This window comes from Candidatus Cloacimonadota bacterium (assembly GCA_021734245.1).
In the GTDB taxonomy this organism is placed as follows: Bacteria; Cloacimonadota; Cloacimonadia; order Cloacimonadales; family TCS61; genus B137-G9.
The window spans coordinates 13,887-31,279 of sequence record JAIPJH010000031.1 but is presented as its reverse complement, the minus strand read 5'-3'; the positions used below and the strand labels follow the sequence as shown (position 1 = coordinate 31,279).

Sequence of the window (17,393 nt, the reverse complement as noted above, 5' to 3'; positions counted from 1 at the left end):
TTCATCAAATCCGAAATTCTAAGAGCAGTCAGATATTGTAATCTGAATACATGATAGTAATACCAATCACTTTTTTTCTTAAGATCGAAGCTTTCGAAAAATAATTTTAACTCCTGATCAGTCAGTATTCTTGTCCTGGTACTTTTTCCCATTTTTCCTCCGAAGCACCGCCTAAGACAAAAATTGAGAATCTATCATTTTTCAATCGTATGAATTATATACTCAATCAACACGATTGCTAACCATCTACAGCAAAAGAGGTTAACCAGCCTTATGCAAGTTTACATAATGTACATTATCATGGGTTGTTTGTTTGCATTGTTTTATCCTTTGCCTATTGCAATGTGGTTATAATTTTTTATGAAATCATCTTTCCACTGTTTTATACAAAATTTATCATTCAGTATATTTTCTTTCCTATTGCTCATTTCATTTTTTTTATTGTTGACATTCATTTATAATTTTTTTCTTAATATAAAAAAAAAGGAAGTGAAAAAATGAAAAAAATTAAATTTATTTTAATAATGATATTTCTTTGTTTATTATTAAATAATTCTTTTGCTGTAAATTATGATATAAATGAAAAACTTATAGCTGTTATATTACCATTTTCGTCCGCCTTTAAAGGAATTGCTGTTGAACAGCAGAATGCAATAAATCTCTTTTTGGAAGAAAATAATAAATACCAGATTGTGTATAAAGACAGTAAAAGTGATGCGATTGGTGCAGTTGAAGCTTTTAATGAACTTTTAAAAATGGAAAAACCACCGTTTGCCGTTATTTCCTGTGCCAGCTGGGTTGCATCGGCACTACATCCTTTAGCTGCAAAAGAAGGTATTTTCCACATCGTTATCGCTAGTGCCAATTTTCAGCGTTCTATTCCCCACCACACAATAAGATTTACAATTGATGGTTCTCAGGAAGAAAAGCAGCTTGCAAATTACCTAACTAACTTCAATAATATCGCAATTTATTATATGAATAATAGTTATGGCATTGGTTGGCAGAAAAACATTAAAGATAATTTAGGTAATAAAGTTGGGAAAGAAATTTCTTACGATCCTATGAAAAAAGATTTTATACAAGACCTTGAAATTATAGCTGAAACAACACCGGATGCTTTAGTTTTGTTAAGTGCCTCTAAAGCTGCCATAATTGCCAAAGAAGCTCGAGAAATGGGCATAGAAGCTCAATTTGTTGGAACGCGACCTATTGAACGACCGGAATTATTGAAAGAAGCTGAATTTACGAATGGACTTGTTTATACTTATCCTACTTATGATCAAGCGAATCCAATGTTAAAAAAATACAAAGCAAGATATGGCATGGAACCAACAATATTTGGTGTAGAAGCTTACGAATCAATTAAATGTTTAGTTGCAGCATCGGAAGATACAGATAAATCTGCAGAAAAGTTATTTAACTGGTTTGCAAATAAAGTAATTACAGGAGCTTTAGGAGAAGTTCATTTTGATGAAAATGGTGATGCTCATTATCCTTATATGTACAAACAAATAGTAAATGGTGAATTTGTAACGGCTGAATTCCAATATAAACTGCTTTTACAAAGTGCTAAGCAGGAAATTGACAATACTTTTTCAATTATGGATAGTGCAGTTAAGCAATCAGCAAAAAATTTATCTAAATCAGGTATAATCGGCGATGAAGTTACTAAAGAATTGGAATCGTTATTTAAGAAAACAGAGTTTGCTTATGATGTAGTTACAGTAGATAAATCTGGTATAATTCGAAGTGTTTATCCCAGCGAATATTCCAATATTATTGGAAGTAATATTATGAACCAGCCACAGATTATCAAGCTTCATAAAACACAGAAACCAGTGGTAAGTGAAGCTATTGAAACAGTTGAAGGGTTTACAGGTTTTGATCTGGAATATCCTGTTTTCGACGATGAGAAGAAATTTATTGGTTCTGTCAGTGTACTAACTCAGCCAGATTTTTTTGAGAAAGTGATCAGCCAGAAGATTTCTAATTTTCCGGTAGAAATCTGGATAATGCAGAAAGATGGTACGATAGTTTACGACGTAAACGATGAAGAGATTGGGCTTAATATCTTTGAAGATGAAATTTATGCTCCTTATAAATCGTTGAAAGAAGTAGCTAAAAATATGGCTGTGGAACCAAGTGGTGAAGGTAAATATTTTTTTCTGGATACTAAAATGAATGAAACTAAATTAAAAAAATTGATTTGGACAACAATATCTTTACACGGCACTGAATTCAGATTAGCTTTGTCTCATATTTCAAACGATTTGTAGATTGTATCTTACTTGAGAAGAAAAGTATAATTATTTTTGACTTAAGCGATTATGCTTTTGTTCAATTATTTCTAAAATTACTGGTTTCAAATCTTCGGCTGTAATCGGTTTATTGAAATACGCAGCCGGATTTAGTTGTTTGGCGCGTTTTGTTATTTCCAGTTTGGAATAACTCGTCATGAAAATAATCGGCAATTTATGATTATCAATAATATACTTTGCAGCCTGTATGCCATCCATTTTACCGGCTAATTTTATGTCCATCAGCACCACATCAGGCTTTTCGGTTTCTACCAATTTAACAGCCTTTTCACCAGTAGGAATGAAATCTATTACCTCGAAACCTTCCAGTTCCAACTCCATTCTCAAGTATTTGGCAATTATTGCTTCATCTTCTACAAGCATTATCTTTATTTTCCTATCCATGTCTCCCCCGATTACTTTCCAATATACTTCAATAAATTTATCTCAAAAACTACACCTTTTGGTTCATTATCGTAAACAGAAATAGAACCTTCGTAACGGTCAATTGTTTTTTTAACTATATACAGACCAATTCCAGTATGACCTGTTTCACCATGAATAAAGCCTTCCTCAAAGATCTTTGGTTTCACTTCATCCGAAATGCCAATACCATTATTATAAATTTTATCTGAAAGAATTCTGCTTGTTCAGTAATGTCCACAACAATTTCTGTAGCTTTTCCATGAGTAATAGAATTACTAACGATATTTTCAAATACTGAATGTAAAACCTCATCTGCGAAAACAGCTCCACGCCCTTTAACATCTATGTTTATCTGTGAATATCTATCTTTAATACTATCAATTATAGAATTTAAATCCAATTCAAATAGTTCAGTTCTACGATTCAGGAAAGATTCCTGTTTACGAACCATATCGATTGTACTTATAGCTTTCTTCACTCTTTTTTCAATTTCCTTCAGATAATCTTGCTTACTATTTTCCTCGTACAATCTAACCGCACTTCGAATTACACTTAGATCATTGGCCAAATCGTGCCTAAGTATTTTATTTATAAGCTTCAATCGCTCTCTGTTTTCATTTCTTTCCAATTCCAATTTCTTACTTTCAGTAACATCATGGAATATCTCAAAAGTACCCACTATTTCATTTTTAGCGTTAAACCTATCAGTTTTAGTTACACGCAACAACCTGGTCTTCCCCCTGGCATTTTTAATTTCAAGTTCATTATCTTCCAGTGTTTCATCAGTTTCAATTATGAAATCAGCTAAATTCTTTCTTATCAATTCCTTTTCACTTAAACCAAAAATAAATTCTGCAGCTTTATTGGCAAAAAGAAAATTTCTATCATTATCGAAAACTAATACACCTTCGCCAAGATTACTAACCAATTGTCGGTATTTTTCCTTGCTTTCCTGCAGTAATTGCAAGGCTTCGTTTTTTTTGCAGGTCATATTATTTGCTGCATCTGCCATCATTTTAAATTCTTCAAAATCAAGTTTTGTTTTATCTATTTTGGTGGAAGTATGAACCGCTTTATGAAAGAATTTCTGGAATACTTTGAAGTTTTTATTGATGCGACGGAAAATGAAGCTGCCAATAAGAAAAATTGAAGCAGTAATAAGAAGTAAAATGAAGAATATTTTTTGAATGTTTTCTTTTACTTTCTTTTCCAGATCCGTTCGTAATTGATTGATTTCATATTGAATATCGCTTACATAAAAACCAGCACCAATAATCCATTTCCACTCTTCAAATCCAACAATATAAGTTATTTTCTTCTCAGTAAGTTCAGAAGAAGGTCTGGTCCAATAAGATTCGACGAAACCTTTTCCTGATTCTTTTATAATTTCCAGCTCTTTTTGTATGATCTTTGTACCAAAATCATCTGTTTGGTTCCACATGTTTATCGTAGTTTCTACTAGTCTTCCATGTGCTATCAGAGGTTGTCCATCATATCTTGTAACTATAATTGTACCATTTTTGCCAAACCTGATCTGACTGAGCCTTTCTAAACTCTCTTTTTGAATATCTTTTTCTACGTCATCCAGGTATTCCCCGCTTCCCAAATACCAATCCAAAGGTTCGAAATATTTCACATAAGTAATTTTGGGATAGATCATTTCGTCGCTGGCATTTGGTTTTCTCCAATAATCACGTACAAAACCTTCACCATGTTCTTTAATGGTCGCAATTTCTTGTTTTATAACGTAATTTCCTTTTTCATCCTGCAAATCCAGAAGATTCTGGTCTTCAAATTGAGGAGCAACTGGATATAGTTTTTCAATTCCATCCATCGAAACTGCGAAATAATAACCTCTTCCATTATTATAGCGAATTGGCCTTAATGCTTCTTTAATTAGTGATTCTAATTCTTTCTGACTTTTACCTTTATTTTTCTCATAAAGATTTGTAGCAATTGCATGAGCTTCATTTACTCTGGCTTTGATGTTGTTTTTCAATCTTTCTTCTGTTAATGTTTGGTTGTAAGTAATGAAATCGAGAGCATTTGAAACTTCAAATGTTATTCTTTCCTTTTGAGCATTGATGAAATTCTGCTTTAATGTAACTTCTCTATCTTTAAAGGAATTATACTCTGAAATGATCCAGAAACAACCCATTGCAAGCAAAGAAGTTATTGAAAGAATGATCATAATCCTCAATAAATAACTTCTAAAACTTAAATTTCTTTTTTTAAATATCATCTATACATACCTTCTATACTTCATCTAATTAATTATATGCAATAATTGTACCGAACCTTCATTATTTGCCAATTAAGGTCGTAATTCTTTGCAATACATGCAAATACAATTTCTCGCTTTTTTCTACTAAATTTTATATATTGTGTCATATTTGTCCCGTTATGCTTAATTCAAGACCCAATTTCTCATCAAAATGTATTTTTTTATAGAAAATCCATAATGCCTTATTTGAAAGAAAGTTTGACATCTAACTCTAATTATCAAAATTAACCTAAAATGAATCAGGAGATTTTTTTATGAAAAGCATGACCGGATACGGCAGGTCGCGATTTGCAGATGATGAGCATGAGATCGAAATCGAAATTAAATCTGTAAATGGTAGATTTTTGGATATAAAATATAGATTTCCGCGGGAATTATCTTTTTTGGAAAGCAGATTCGATGCAATTCTTGGAAAAAAGTTAAATCGCGGTAAGATCCTGGTTAATATAAATTTAACCAACAAAAAGGGAACACAGCTCGAATTGAACGAGAAAAACCTGAAAACGTACTGGGAGCTCTATAATAAAGCTTCCGATGTTTTAGGTGTTGCCAATGATGGATCTTTATCGAAAGTTCTGGCAGAGCCTGATGTAATAGTACTTCAGGAAGAAGATCCGGAGAATACGGAATTATTAAAAAAGATTACAAAAACATTTGAAGAAGCTTTGGATAATCATCAAAAGATGGCACTTTCAGAAGGTGATTCCATGCGAAAATATTTACTGGAATCTGCCGAAAATATGCTTTCTGCAGTAAAAAAACTCGATGCAACCTTTCCTGAATATAAGAATGAGATACATAACAAAATAAAGTTAAATATCGAAAATATGTTGAAAGAAAAACTTGATGAGGACTCTTTAAAACGAGTAATGCTGGAAGCCGCTGTCTATGTGGAAAAAGCAGATGTAACAGAAGAAATTGTTCGCTTGAAGGATCATCTTGAAAAGTTGAGATCAAAGGTCGAACAGAACAACAAAGAAGCAGGCAAAAGTATCAATTTCATACTGCAGGAAATGCATCGCGAGATCAACACGATCGGATCTAAATTCAATTATACAAAGGTTTTTGATGATATTATCCTGATAAAAGAAGAGATAGAAAAATGCCGGGAGATCGTACAAAATGTCGAATAATGAACTTCTTTTAACCTGGACCTCTCACCCATTTCGCGATAACTCGAGAAACTCGATAATTTTGGTTTTTTTCATCATTATTTTGGCAGCAAGTTTGTGGCGAATTGCGGTGATAGAATGGGAAATGCCCCTTTTCTATTATCTGGGAATGATCATTTTTCTGGGAAGCCTCATACCTTATTTCATCCCAACCACTTACGAATTATATAATAAAAAAATCCGAGTTTTTTACTGGTTTATTAAGATGGAACGATCTTATTCCGATTTTGGATCGTATTATTCTGATAAACGGGGAGTTATGCTTTCCACCTTCAAAATGCCCCGCAGGCTTGACGCATTTCGCGGACTTAATCTGCGTTTCTCCAAAACCCGTTCCGAAAAAGAAAAACTCTTTGAGATCCTTGAAGAAAAAATTGGAAACAGAGCTTGATTATGTTTGATAAAAAATTAAGCCACCAAGTTAAGAAACTACTTGAAGATAATCCTGGTAAATCTTTTAAATTAAATGAAATATCAAAGCTGATCAGAGTTGGCAAACACAAGCATAAAAACCTGATTGATACGCTTTTTTCAATGGTAAAAGAAGACCAGATCGACTTGAAAAACAGAAGATATTCAGTTTTGAAAAAGCGAAAAAAGCAGACATTGAGTAGAAAAAGAGCTGAAAAATCAGATGCTAAAACAATGGTCGGAACTTTTGATGCTACATCTCTGGCTCGAAACAGATCTTATGCTTTTGTTGTTTCCGAAGAAATTGACGTTTTCGTTTCTGCCGAAGATACTTTAACTGCTTATCATGATGACAAAGTTCATGTAGAATTGCGCTATCAAAGAAACGGTAAGGTTCATGGAATCATTACAAAAATAATTGAAAGAGCTAGAACTTCTGTTGTAGGTAATCTTCAAGAATATCATGGAAAAAACTATTTGATACCCGATAATTCCAAGATTCATACAAATTTTTTGGTCAATGACCTGAAAGGTGCAAACCAGGAGAATAAAGTTGTACTTGCAGTTACAAATTGGGGAAATCGAGAAATGCAAAAATTACCGGCTGGAACTGTTTCAGAAATCCTGGGCAAAGCTGGCGATCCTGATGTGGAAATTCTGGGTGTAATTAAGCAATTTGACTTACCATTAAGCTTTCCTGATGCAGTTTTGGAAGAACTGAAAGATCTTGAGGAAGATATTTCAGAAGATGTTATCAATATGCGAAATAATTTGAGAGATCTTACTACAATTACTATCGATCCTGCTTCTGCCAAAGATTTTGATGATGCAATTTCGTTGGAAAAACATGAAGATGGTTTTGACCTTTATGTTCATATAGCCGATGTAGCACATTATGTAAAACCAAATACACAATTATTCCGCGAAGCTCAAAAACGCGGTAACAGCTATTATTTTCCCAAAAAGGTAATTCCAATGCTTCCAGAGAAGATATCCAATAAGATGTGCAGTTTACGACCTTATGAAGAAAAATTGACAGTTACTGTCCTCACGAAGTTCGACCTGAATTACCAAATCACATCGCAAGCTGTTTTTGAAAGTGTAATAAAGTCGGATGCTCGTTTCAATTATGAAGAAATCGATGACCTTTTTGGTGGTAGGAAAAATAATATCGATCCTAAACTGGCAGAAATGCTGCAGCAGATGAGAAAATTATCTTCCCACCTGCAAGAGAAAAGAAAGAAACAAGGATATCTGCATTTCGATCTTCCGGAAACTGAATTTATATTTGATGATGAAGGACATATAAAAGATCTACAGCGAAGTAGAGAAACAGAATCGCATAAATTGATAGAAAACTTTATGTTGATCGCAAACGAGTATGTTGCCAGAGAGCTTTCCAACCGTCCAACCATGTTTAGAATTCATGAACAACCCGATGAAGACAGGTTGATCTCGATTAGCAATGTCGTGAAAAAGTATGATATGAAATTGAACCTGAAGCAGAGTTTCAATATAGCTTTACAGCAGCTTTTGGACAGCATGCCGAGTAAACTCTACCATCGAGTTTTTGACAGAATGATACTGCGCAGCCTGAAAAGAGCAAAATACAGTGTGGAAAATCTGGGACATTTTGGTTTAGCAATGCCTGTTTATACGCATTTCACATCTCCGATCCGGCGTTTGTGCGATCTTGTAGTTCATCATCAGATCAAAGCTCGTATCAACAAACGCCAGCACGGTTTTTCTGCAGATCAGCTTTACGACTTGACTGGAAAAGCTACAGAAAGAGAACAAATTGCAGACAATTCTGAACGAGAAGTGGAAATGAAAAACAAAGCACTCTTCATGAAAAAACATCTGGGTGAAGAATTTGATGGTGTCATCGTAGGTATGAAACCAACTGGATTAATAATAGAAATCGATCGTTACCCGATAACAGGAGTCGTTGACATAAGTTCTATCAAAGACGATCATTACGAATATCTTGATCAATATAAAAGGTTTGTTGGGCGTCATAATGGCAAAATTTATAAATTGACAGATCGAGTGAAAATATTAGTTAGTAACGTTGATGATGATATCTATTTCCAATTACTGGAAAAATAAACTGAACCGAATGGGAAAGATAATTATTTAAAAAATATTTTTGGAAAATAGTTACTCGGAGAAAAAATGTTTTTATATCGATTTCTAACTTCGCTTTTGTATTTGCTGTTCTGGCCCTTTATATCTTTACGATTTAAAGGCAGAGAACGCAGAGAACGTTTTGGCAAGATCAAGAATGGTTTCGATAAATGCGTTTGGATCCACGCCGCATCGATGGGAGAAGTGAACGCTGTAAAAACGCTGATAACAGAACTTTTGCAAAAATATGCGCACACTGATTTCGTACTTTCTACAATGACTGCTACAGGACAGGATGCTGCCCGAAAGATAAGCCCAAAGTTAAAAACAATATTTCTGCCCTTGGATTTCTGTATTCCGATGAAAAGGCTTTTCAAAAAGCTGAATCCCGAACTGATTATCCTGGTGGAAACTGAATTCTGGCCGAATATGCTTTTCCTGGCAAAAAAGAAAAAAGTTCCAGTTGTTATGGTAAATGCACGTCTTTCAGATCAATCTTATCCCAACTACCGTCGCACTCGTTTTATCTGGAAATCGGTCTGGAAGGCGATTGTAGCAGTAAATGCACAATCTGGAAAAGATGCTCAAAGGTTTGAAAATCTTAAGTTTAATAATGTTAAAAATTCTCACAATCTTAAATTCTGCGTTGATCTGCCACAATTCAGTCGAAAAAAATTGCGCCAAGAAATTGGTTACAAAGAATCTGATAAGATCTTAGTTTGGGGCAGCAGCAGACCAGGTGAAGAAAAACTGCTGTTAAAAATATTACACGATCTAAAATCCAAAATTCCAAATTTGAAGATAATAGTCGTACCTCGTCATCTGCATCGATTGCCGGAAGTTAAAACTATTTTAGCTCAACAAGATTATTCGCTGTATTCTGATCTAAAAAAGAATTCAGATATTTTAATTATTGATGAAATGGGAATTTTAAATACTTTTTACGCCCTTTCCGATCTGGCAATTGTGGGTGGTAGTTTTTTCAATTTTGGTGGTCACAATCCCTTAGAACCGGCTTTCTATGGAATTCCAACTATCATCGGAAATTATCATCATTCCTGCCGAGATTCTGTTGATAGGCTTCGCGAAAATAATGGAATTATTGTTTCCAATAAAAAGAAATTAGCTGATGATATAATAGATATTTTCAAAAATTACGAATCTGCCAAAAAAATGGGAAGATCAGCTCAGAAAGCTCTATCATTGAATTCTGACAGTTTGCAAATAAACCTGAATAAACTTGAAAAATATTTGGATTAAAAAACCATTAAAATGGTTAAATGTTATTTCGTGTTTTTACAAAATCCACGATTGAAATCGTGGGCTGAGATAGTTATTTAATTGATGTATAATTTATCCAAAGCCCATGATTTCAATCATGGGTGAAAGAAGATGAAATGATAAATATTTAAAAACCGTTTCAACGGTTTATTGTGGAGAGATGATGTCACATTCATTGAATAGAATTTGGATTCATGCAGTTTGGAGCACAAAAAATAGATTCCCTTTTTTAACCAATCAGAAACAAACGATATTTTCCAAACTGGATGAATTACTTAAAGAACAACAATGTGAAAATATAGTAATAAATGGTTTTGAAGAACATGTTCATTCGCTGTTTCTTTTAAATCCTAATAAAAACATCTCAGAAATTATAAAAAATATTAAAGGCAGTTCTTCTCATTGGATAAATCAAAAAGAATTGTTTAAAGTCAAGTTTGCCTGGCAAGTTGGTTTTGCGTCCTTTTCTGTTAGTGAATCATTAGTAGAAAAAGTTTCGCAATACATCAAGAATCAAGAATTACATCATAAAAAGATGTCTTTTTCAGAAGAATGGAATTTACTTTTGAAAAAACATAATCTTGTAATTGAGGAAAACCATTAAAATGGTTAAATGTTATTTCGTGTTTTTACAAAACCCACGATTGAAATCGTGGGCTGAGATAGTTATTTAATTGATGTATAATTTATCCAAAGCCCATGACTTCAGTCGTGGGTGAAAGAAGATGAAATGATAAATATTTAAAAACCGTTTCAACGGTTTAGGCGGTGATTATGAAAGAAGCAGAATATTACAAAAAATTAGAAAATCAAATGGTTCAATGCATTTTGTGTCCGCATTTCTGTGTTATCAAACCCGATGAAAAAGGAAAATGCCGATCACGACAAAATGTAGATGGAAAATTGTATGCTACAAATTTCGGTAATACAATGTCTATAAGTATCGATCCCATGGAAAAAAAACCACTTTATCATTTTTATCCCGTTTCTCCAATTTTATCATTGGGACCAAATTCCTGTAATCTATCCTGCCAATTCTGTCAGAATTACCAATCTAGCCAGCAAACCGTGCCTACTCGCAAGATTGCTCCGGAGGAAATTGTTCAGATCTGCCGGAAACACAATTGCAATTTTGTTGCTTTTACCTACACAGAACCTTTCACTTGGTTTGAATTTGTTTTGGATGCAGCTAAAGTATTGCAGGAAAATAATATAAAAGTTGTTTTAGTATCAAATGGCTTTATAAATCAGAAACCATTACTTGAGCTTCTTCCCCACATCGATGCCCTGAATATCGACTTGAAATCGATGGATGATGAATTTTACAAAGAAATTTGTGGTGGCAGATTGGAACCGGTATTGGAAACAATTCGTACTGCTGCTGACCATTGCCATGTGGAAGTTACTAACCTGTTAATTACAGATGAAAACGATTCGGAAGAAAACATTCAAAAACTTACCGATTTCATGGCTTCCGTGAATCCTGAAATTCCGGTGCATTTTTCTCGTTATTATCCCACTTACAAGATGACGAATTCAGCAACTTCTATCGAAATATTGGAAAGAGCAAAAAAGATAGCTGAAAAGAAACTTTCCTTCGTTTATCTGGGAAACATCATGACCGATAGAACAACCTACTGTCCCAAATGTGGAGTAAAGCTGATCGACCGATCATACGCAACAAAATGTGAGATTATTAAAGGAAAATGCCCAACTTGCGGAAAAGAGATTTATGGAGAATTTGACTGAAAAAGTTGTAAATAAAGTAAAAAAACAATTTTCCTTATTCGCTTCCTTTCAAGGGAGCTGTTCGACAGTGGAGGAATGAGGATTTGGAAAATAACCTCTTTGTTCTGAGAATGCAAAGATGCAAGAATTACAGAACTTTTCCCCTTTGCAGGGGAAAAATTTGGCAAAAGGAACAGTTTAGTTAAAATGAAAAACATCATAAAATTGTTTACCAAAGCCGATTTTGTGCTGATATTCATCCTACTATTAATTTCCGGAATTTTGTTTGCAAACATGAGATCAGAGCTGACATCAAGAAAAGTAGAAATCCATTATCATAACAAACTTCTTGGTACTTTTTCTTTGAATGAAGATCAAATCATCGATCTGGAAGAAGGAATACGAATTGAAAGTGCCAACGGAAAAATCAGGATGAAGCAAAATACCTGTGCTCATCAATATTGTGTGCAGCAGGGCTGGAGTGAATCTCTACCAATTATCTGCGTTCCAAACGAAATTTCAATTGTGATAAAAAGCAAAAAAGAAGAAATGCTGATAACGAGATGATAATAGCAGCCACGAAATTCGCCAAGCAGCGCGACGAAGTGAATTTTAGTTGTCGTGGTTGTGATTGTTTTCGTGGTTGTCATTGTTGTCGTGTTATTTCTCTGTAATCACCAGACTTTTCAGAATTCGATTTCAACATTGCAGAAGTCTCGCTTTTCGAATTTGATTTTTGGTATTTATTTGTAAGTTTGAGATTCTGTGATCTGTGATTTAAAATCATCCAGCAGAATCAATACGACGAGAAATTATCAATCCTCAAAGTAAGGATTCAGTTCTTCCACCTCTTCAGCTTGTAAAATTTCAAAAACTTCTTCGGGAGTTTTGGCTTTGATGATCTGTTGTTTTATGTGTGGGTGATGACCAAATATTTTGGCAATATTTGCCAGAACGTGCAGGTGCAGCTCGTGATGACCTTTCGGCGTGGCGATCAGAAAGATAATATTTACCGTTTTTTCATCGATCGCATCCCATTCGATACCTTTTTGCGTTACACCGATAACTCCTCGAATTTTCGGACCACCATCAATTATGGCATGAGGAATTGCCAGATTATCTCCAATACCAGTTGAAATTTCCTCTTCCCTGTTAATTATCGATTTTTTCAAATTTGCATAAGAAACTTCATCAATTTTATGAGTTTTATACATGAACTCTGCTAATTCATTCAGAGCATCCCATTTATCCGTGGAATTCAAATCGATCTTGATAAATTCTTCCTGCAAAAAATCCATCAAACGTAATCTATTCTTATCTTCTTCACCAGCATTCTTGATTGCTTTTCCGGTAAAGATCGGTCCCAGAAGTTCATTTACCACAACAGCTGTAAGAATTATCGCTGTAATCTGCGAGGAATGTTCAGAGAGAAAGGAATTATTTTCGATTAGCAGAATAAGACCGATGGCAACTCCGGCGATCGGATAAAGTGCATAACCGATATTTTTTTTGATAGTTTGAGTGGAACCTGCCAGATAAGAACCTATTTTGGGTCCGATCGTCTTCCCTGCCAATCTGCTGATAATGAACAAAAATCCGGCAAATCCGGCTGCTTTGGCAGCCAGCAGATCGAGATGCGTTCCTGCCAGCACGAAAAAAAGTGAGAATACTTCAGTTTCAATATCTTTGAAAGCGGTAAATAAAGTTTTTCTATAACGTGAATAATTGGAAATTATCACACCCAGAACCAGGCTGGAAAGAATTCCCGATAAATGCAGAAATTCCGATGTTCCCGCTGTGATCACGATTGCCAGAATAACCAGCGCCAGAAAGGATGAACGTGTCTTTCTTTTTTCGGTGATGTAGATGAGCCCAAAACCAACCGAACCACCTATGATCACAGATTCCAGCAGCAAGAGAAGTGCTTTCCCAAACGTCGCCAGAAGTTTTACATCACCAGTTCCAAATTTGTAGAATAAAAAATAATATGCCAGATAAAATATGAAGATTGTGAGAACATTGTTGATAACGATCACAGCCAGCAGAGTTTTGGTGAAAATTCCTTTGGAACGCTTTTCTTTGACAATGTGCAAAGTGGAACCCGGAGCAGTTGTAATGGCGATCACGGCGACTAAAAGACTGATGCTGAATGGCAGATTTCCCAGATAAAAAAGCGTTAGAAAAACGATGATCGGAGTAATGATAACATCAGAGATCGTGATCAGGAAAATGCGCTTTCCGGCATTATGCAAATGATTGAAATTGAGGTGACTTCCAATTGTGTAACCGATAAAACCCAGAGCGAAATCGGTGATCGATTTGAAACTGTTAAAAGCATTTACATCAAAAATATTCAGTGCATAATGCCCGATTATGATGCCGCCAAAGATTTGTGCAGTAACACTGGGAATATGAAATTTTCTTGCCAGCCGTGAAAAAACAAAACCGGTTAGAAGTAAAGCTGCAAGAACAATTAGCGGATTGGGATCGGTTATCAGAACAGTTTCGCGCTGAATCCAGGAATTTAAATGATCTAAAAAATTATTCATCGATTATCTCTTGGCGGGAATTGTCATCGTGAAGATGCTTCCTTTTCCTACAACGCTTTCTGCATTTATTGTTCCGCCATTTTTTTCCACAAATTCTTTACACAAGATCAGTCCCAGACCTGTTCCCTTTTCATAATTTGTGCCGCGGGTTGTTTGTTTGTTGTTCAAACTGAAAAGTCTTTTGATTTTATCTTTATCGATACCAACTCCGTTATCTTTTACAGTGATTTCGACATAATCGCCAACTTTGGAGGCATTTATAACTATCTTTCCTTTTTCGGGAGTAAACTTCACAGCATTTGAAATTAGATTGCGAAGTATGGTTTTTAACATCTCTTGATCGGCAAAAACAGATAATTCTTTTGTGATCCAATTTTCAAAATGAAGATCTTTTAATTTAAAATTCAAAGAGAGCGATTTTGAGATATCTTGAACTATTTTATGTAATTCCAAACTTTCGGGCTTAAAGGGCATTTCATCTGTATTGAAACGAGACCAGGTTAATAGGTTCTCCAAAAGTTGATTGGTGCTTTGAATCGTTTTGTTGATATCTTCAGTAAATTTGATAATATCATCTTTGGAAAACTCATCAATGCGCTTCAGCAGAAGATTTGTATAACCTTTTAAGGAAGCAAAAGGAGAACGCAGATCATGAGAAATGATCGAAAAGAATTTATCTTTGGTAGCATTTGCTTTTGCCAACTCGATATTTTTTAGTCGATATATCTCATTTTCTTTTTCTTTTTTCTCCATTTCGAATTTAGATCTTAACTCTGTAATCTGTTTTTCGGTTTCTGTATTACGAATTTTTTTATCTTCAATTATATGCTTTTTCAAATATTCATAAGCTTTTTGATGATCCTGTTTCTGATAATGTAGTTCGGATAAATCCTGATAAATGGCTGATAATAGATCGGTTGCATTCACTTTTATCGCATATTCCTGCGCCTGCAGGTAGGAATGAATCGCTGCTTCGATCTGAGAATTCTGTTTATGACATTCTGCTATGCTGATTAGTGTGTTGCAAATGCGCCAGTCGTCTCCCAATTCCTTTTTGATTGTAAGACAATTTCTGAAATATTCTATGGCTTTATTTGTTTCTCCTAAACCTGAATAAATTATGCCCATGTTATTATATGCCTGCGCAATTCCGCGCTGATTATTTAATGATTGGTGATGTTGAAGAACTTTCTTTGCGTAATTTAGGGCTTCTTCCATTTTACCGAGCCTGTTGTATACAAGCGAAAGATTCTGATATACGTTTATTATTCCGGCTTCATCATGAAGTTCTCTTTTGATTTCCAGCGATCTTTTGAAGAAGGTCAGAGAATTTTCATATTTGTTTGTGTGGCAGTTTATTACACCAATATTATTCAAAGATTGCGAGATCGAAGATTTGTTATTTATTTCTTCGCTGAGGCGTAAAGCATTGAAAGAAGCATCCAGGGCTTCTTTGTAATTTCCAAAAACCGTATTTGCAGATGCAAGTTTCAAATTAGCTGTGATCAATCCTTTTTTATAACTGATCTCAGAAGCTAATTCAACAGCTTTTCTGGCATATTCTAATGACTTGTCATGCAATCCTTTATCTTTGTAATGCTGAGAAATTGAATTAGCTATATCACAGATTCTTTCATCGACATCAGATGGTTTTAAGTCAAGGATCAATCGTGTAGCAAATTGGATCGAATTTGAATCGAACTTGTTTTCTGTATTTTGCGCCAGCTGTTTCAATATTTTAATTTTTCTTTTATGAGATGCGTAGGCCAGTTCTTTAATCAAATGATTTCTTGGATCTGTCATAATTCCCACCAATCTTTATTCATAATAGGCTTATTAAAACTGCATTGAACCACGCAAAGTCCAACCTGTGGCTTCGATAATCTTTACATCGACAAACTTTCCTATCAATGATTTATCGCCCGGGAAAACTGTTATTTTGAAGTCTCGGCTCTTTCCTGCCAGCTCTTTATCTGATTTCTTACTGACCTTTTCTACATAGATCTGTTTCATCTTACCTATTTGATCTTGATATTTTTTTTGAGTGATCTTCTGCTGCAGATCGATAAGTTTCTGTAAACGCTTTAAACGGATTTCTTCTGGAATCTGGTCGGTGAATTCAGCTGCTTTGGTTCCCGTTCTGGGTGAATATTTAAAAGTAAAAGCATAATCGAATTCGATAATTTTCATCAGATCATAAGTTCTCTGGAACTGCTCTTCACTTTCACCCGGAAAACCAGCTATCACATCAGTTGTGATAGCAATCTCCGGCATTGCTTTGCGCAGTTTCTGCACGATATTGAAATAATGTTCTGCTGTGTAACCACGATTCATTCTTTTCAGGATTTCATCATCTCCACTCTGCATAGCAAGATGCAGATGTTCACACACTTTTTCCGATTCTGCCATCACTTCAATCACTTCATCGGATAAATCTTTGGGATGAGAAGTTACAAACCGTATTCTTTTTATACTCTCAATTTGATTTGCCCGACGCAGCAATTCGGCAAAGTTTACTTCTTCAAAATTGTAGGAATTCACATTTTGACCCAGAAGTGTTACATCTTTAAATCCTTGCTTTCCCACTTTATCAATTTCTGTTAAAATTTCTTGTACTGGTCTGCTGCGTTCTCTGCCGCGAGTGTAGGGAACGATGCAATATGAACAAAAATTGTTGCAGCCGCGCATAATCGTGATAAACGCATTGTATTTTCCTGTATGGATCGGATAAAGATCTTCGTAAATTTCCTGATTATTAACTATCGTATCATATTCAAAATGCGGATTTTCAAATAGATTGGAAATTATTTCGGGCAGTTTTTTATATTGATCTACTCCAACTACAAAATCTATTTTATTGTTCTGTTCCTGTAGCGATTTTCCCAGTCTTTGTGCCATACAGCCTATAACGCCAATCTTAAGATCTTTCTTCTGCTGTTTTCGCGCTGATTCGTTATTGATGCGTCCGATGACTCTATCCTCAGCGTGCTGGCGTACAGAGCAGGTATTGAAAATTATAACATCAGCCTCATCGATGCAATCTGCAGTTTCGAAGTCTTTTTCATTTAGAATTGAAGTTACTAGTTCGCTATCTGCCACATTCATCTGACAACCG

The 17,393-nt window shown here is 34.8% G+C and carries 14 protein-coding genes; 8 read left to right on the top strand and 6 right to left on the bottom strand.

Annotated features, from left to right (window positions below; translation table 11 throughout):
* The first annotated feature begins 497 nt into the window (after positions 1-497).
* Positions 498-2,279: an ABC transporter substrate-binding protein gene (locus tag K9N40_06530; protein MCF7814112.1), complete on the top strand. Its 1,782-nt coding sequence runs from the start codon at positions 498-500 to the stop codon at positions 2,277-2,279.
* Positions 2,280-2,309: 30 nt separating this feature from the next.
* Here the strand turns inward: K9N40_06530 and K9N40_06525 are convergent, their stop codons facing one another.
* Genes K9N40_06525 through K9N40_06515 form a run of 3 tightly spaced genes read right to left on the bottom strand, consistent with a single transcriptional unit; the run spans position 2,310 to position 4,917 of the window.
* The gene (locus tag K9N40_06525) at positions 2,310-2,705 is read right to left on the bottom strand and encodes a response regulator (GenBank protein ID MCF7814111.1); all 396 of its coding nucleotides are present in this window, start codon (positions 2,703-2,705) and stop codon (positions 2,310-2,312) included.
* Positions 2,706-2,716: 11 nt separating this feature from the next.
* Complete coding sequence (locus K9N40_06520) at positions 2,717-2,893, bottom strand: hypothetical protein (protein MCF7814110.1); 177 nt, start codon at positions 2,891-2,893, stop codon at positions 2,717-2,719.
* Positions 2,890-4,917, bottom strand: coding sequence for a cache domain-containing protein (locus tag K9N40_06515; protein MCF7814109.1), 2,028 nt, complete (start codon positions 4,915-4,917; stop codon positions 2,890-2,892). Before K9N40_06515 ends, K9N40_06520 begins: the two co-directional genes overlap by 4 nt.
* Before the next feature lie 347 nt (positions 4,918-5,264).
* Between K9N40_06515 and K9N40_06510 the strand changes: the two genes are divergently transcribed.
* From K9N40_06510 to K9N40_06480, 7 genes are all read left to right on the top strand, one after another.
* The gene (locus K9N40_06510) at positions 5,265-6,143 is read left to right on the top strand and encodes a YicC family protein (protein ID MCF7814108.1); all 879 of its coding nucleotides are present in this window, start codon (positions 5,265-5,267) and stop codon (positions 6,141-6,143) included.
* Entirely contained in the window at positions 6,133-6,573 is a 441-nt protein-coding gene (locus K9N40_06505) for a hypothetical protein (GenBank protein MCF7814107.1), read from the top strand. The genes K9N40_06510 and K9N40_06505 overlap by 11 nt, the downstream gene beginning before the upstream one ends.
* Before the next feature lie 2 nt (positions 6,574-6,575).
* Positions 6,576-8,702, top strand: coding sequence for a ribonuclease R (gene rnr, locus K9N40_06500; protein ID MCF7814106.1), 2,127 nt, complete (start codon positions 6,576-6,578; stop codon positions 8,700-8,702).
* A 66-nt stretch (positions 8,703-8,768) separates the two neighbouring features.
* Complete coding sequence (locus K9N40_06495) at positions 8,769-9,980, top strand: 3-deoxy-D-manno-octulosonic acid transferase (GenBank protein MCF7814105.1); 1,212 nt, start codon at positions 8,769-8,771, stop codon at positions 9,978-9,980.
* Between the two features lie 184 nt (positions 9,981-10,164).
* Positions 10,165-10,605, top strand: a complete 441-nt coding sequence (gene tnpA / locus K9N40_06490; GenBank protein MCF7814104.1) for an IS200/IS605 family transposase — start codon at positions 10,165-10,167, stop codon at positions 10,603-10,605.
* Positions 10,606-10,775: 170 nt separating this feature from the next.
* The gene (gene amrS / locus K9N40_06485) at positions 10,776-11,750 is read left to right on the top strand and encodes an AmmeMemoRadiSam system radical SAM enzyme (protein MCF7814103.1); all 975 of its coding nucleotides are present in this window, start codon (positions 10,776-10,778) and stop codon (positions 11,748-11,750) included.
* Positions 11,751-11,936: 186 nt separating this feature from the next.
* A complete protein-coding gene (locus tag K9N40_06480; GenBank protein MCF7814102.1) occupies positions 11,937-12,296 on the top strand; it encodes a NusG domain II-containing protein in 360 nt (119 codons plus the stop codon).
* A 248-nt stretch (positions 12,297-12,544) separates the two neighbouring features.
* On the opposite strand, the gene K9N40_06475 is transcribed toward K9N40_06480, so the two are convergent.
* The 3 genes from K9N40_06475 to miaB are packed head-to-tail and all read right to left on the bottom strand — an operon-like array spanning position 12,545 to position 17,383.
* Entirely contained in the window at positions 12,545-14,278 is a 1,734-nt protein-coding gene (locus K9N40_06475) for a PTS sugar transporter subunit IIA (GenBank protein MCF7814101.1), read from the bottom strand.
* A 3-nt stretch (positions 14,279-14,281) separates the two neighbouring features.
* Positions 14,282-16,081: a tetratricopeptide repeat-containing sensor histidine kinase gene (locus K9N40_06470; protein ID MCF7814100.1), complete on the bottom strand. Its 1,800-nt coding sequence runs from the start codon at positions 16,079-16,081 to the stop codon at positions 14,282-14,284.
* A gap of 33 nt (positions 16,082-16,114) precedes the next feature.
* Entirely contained in the window at positions 16,115-17,383 is a 1,269-nt protein-coding gene (miaB, locus tag K9N40_06465) for a tRNA (N6-isopentenyl adenosine(37)-C2)-methylthiotransferase MiaB (protein ID MCF7814099.1), read from the bottom strand.
* Positions 17,384-17,393 lie beyond the last annotated feature (10 nt).

Bases quoted from the DNA above. Each gene is read 5' to 3' on its own strand.
- K9N40_06505 (MCF7814107.1), top strand. From the start codon at position 6,133: ATGTCGAATAATGAACTTCTTTTAACCTGGACCTCTCACCCATTTCGC.
- K9N40_06470 (MCF7814100.1), bottom strand. From the start codon at position 16,081: ATGACAGATCCAAGAAATCATTTGATTAAAGAACTGGCCTACGCATCT.
- K9N40_06495 (MCF7814105.1), top strand. From the start codon at position 8,769: ATGTTTTTATATCGATTTCTAACTTCGCTTTTGTATTTGCTGTTCTGG.
- amrS (MCF7814103.1), top strand. From the start codon at position 10,776: ATGAAAGAAGCAGAATATTACAAAAAATTAGAAAATCAAATGGTTCAA.
- K9N40_06525 (MCF7814111.1), bottom strand. From the start codon at position 2,705: ATGGATAGGAAAATAAAGATAATGCTTGTAGAAGATGAAGCAATAATT.
- K9N40_06475 (MCF7814101.1), bottom strand. From the start codon at position 14,278: ATGAATAATTTTTTAGATCATTTAAATTCCTGGATTCAGCGCGAAACT.
- K9N40_06510 (MCF7814108.1), top strand. From the start codon at position 5,265: ATGAAAAGCATGACCGGATACGGCAGGTCGCGATTTGCAGATGATGAG.
- tnpA (MCF7814104.1), top strand. From the start codon at position 10,165: ATGTCACATTCATTGAATAGAATTTGGATTCATGCAGTTTGGAGCACA.
- K9N40_06530 (MCF7814112.1), top strand. From the start codon at position 498: ATGAAAAAAATTAAATTTATTTTAATAATGATATTTCTTTGTTTATTA.
- K9N40_06515 (MCF7814109.1), bottom strand. From the start codon at position 4,917: ATGATCATTCTTTCAATAACTTCTTTGCTTGCAATGGGTTGTTTCTGG.
- rnr (MCF7814106.1), top strand. From the start codon at position 6,576: ATGTTTGATAAAAAATTAAGCCACCAAGTTAAGAAACTACTTGAAGAT.
- miaB (MCF7814099.1), bottom strand. From the start codon at position 17,383: ATGAATGTGGCAGATAGCGAACTAGTAACTTCAATTCTAAATGAAAAA.
- K9N40_06480 (MCF7814102.1), top strand. From the start codon at position 11,937: ATGAAAAACATCATAAAATTGTTTACCAAAGCCGATTTTGTGCTGATA.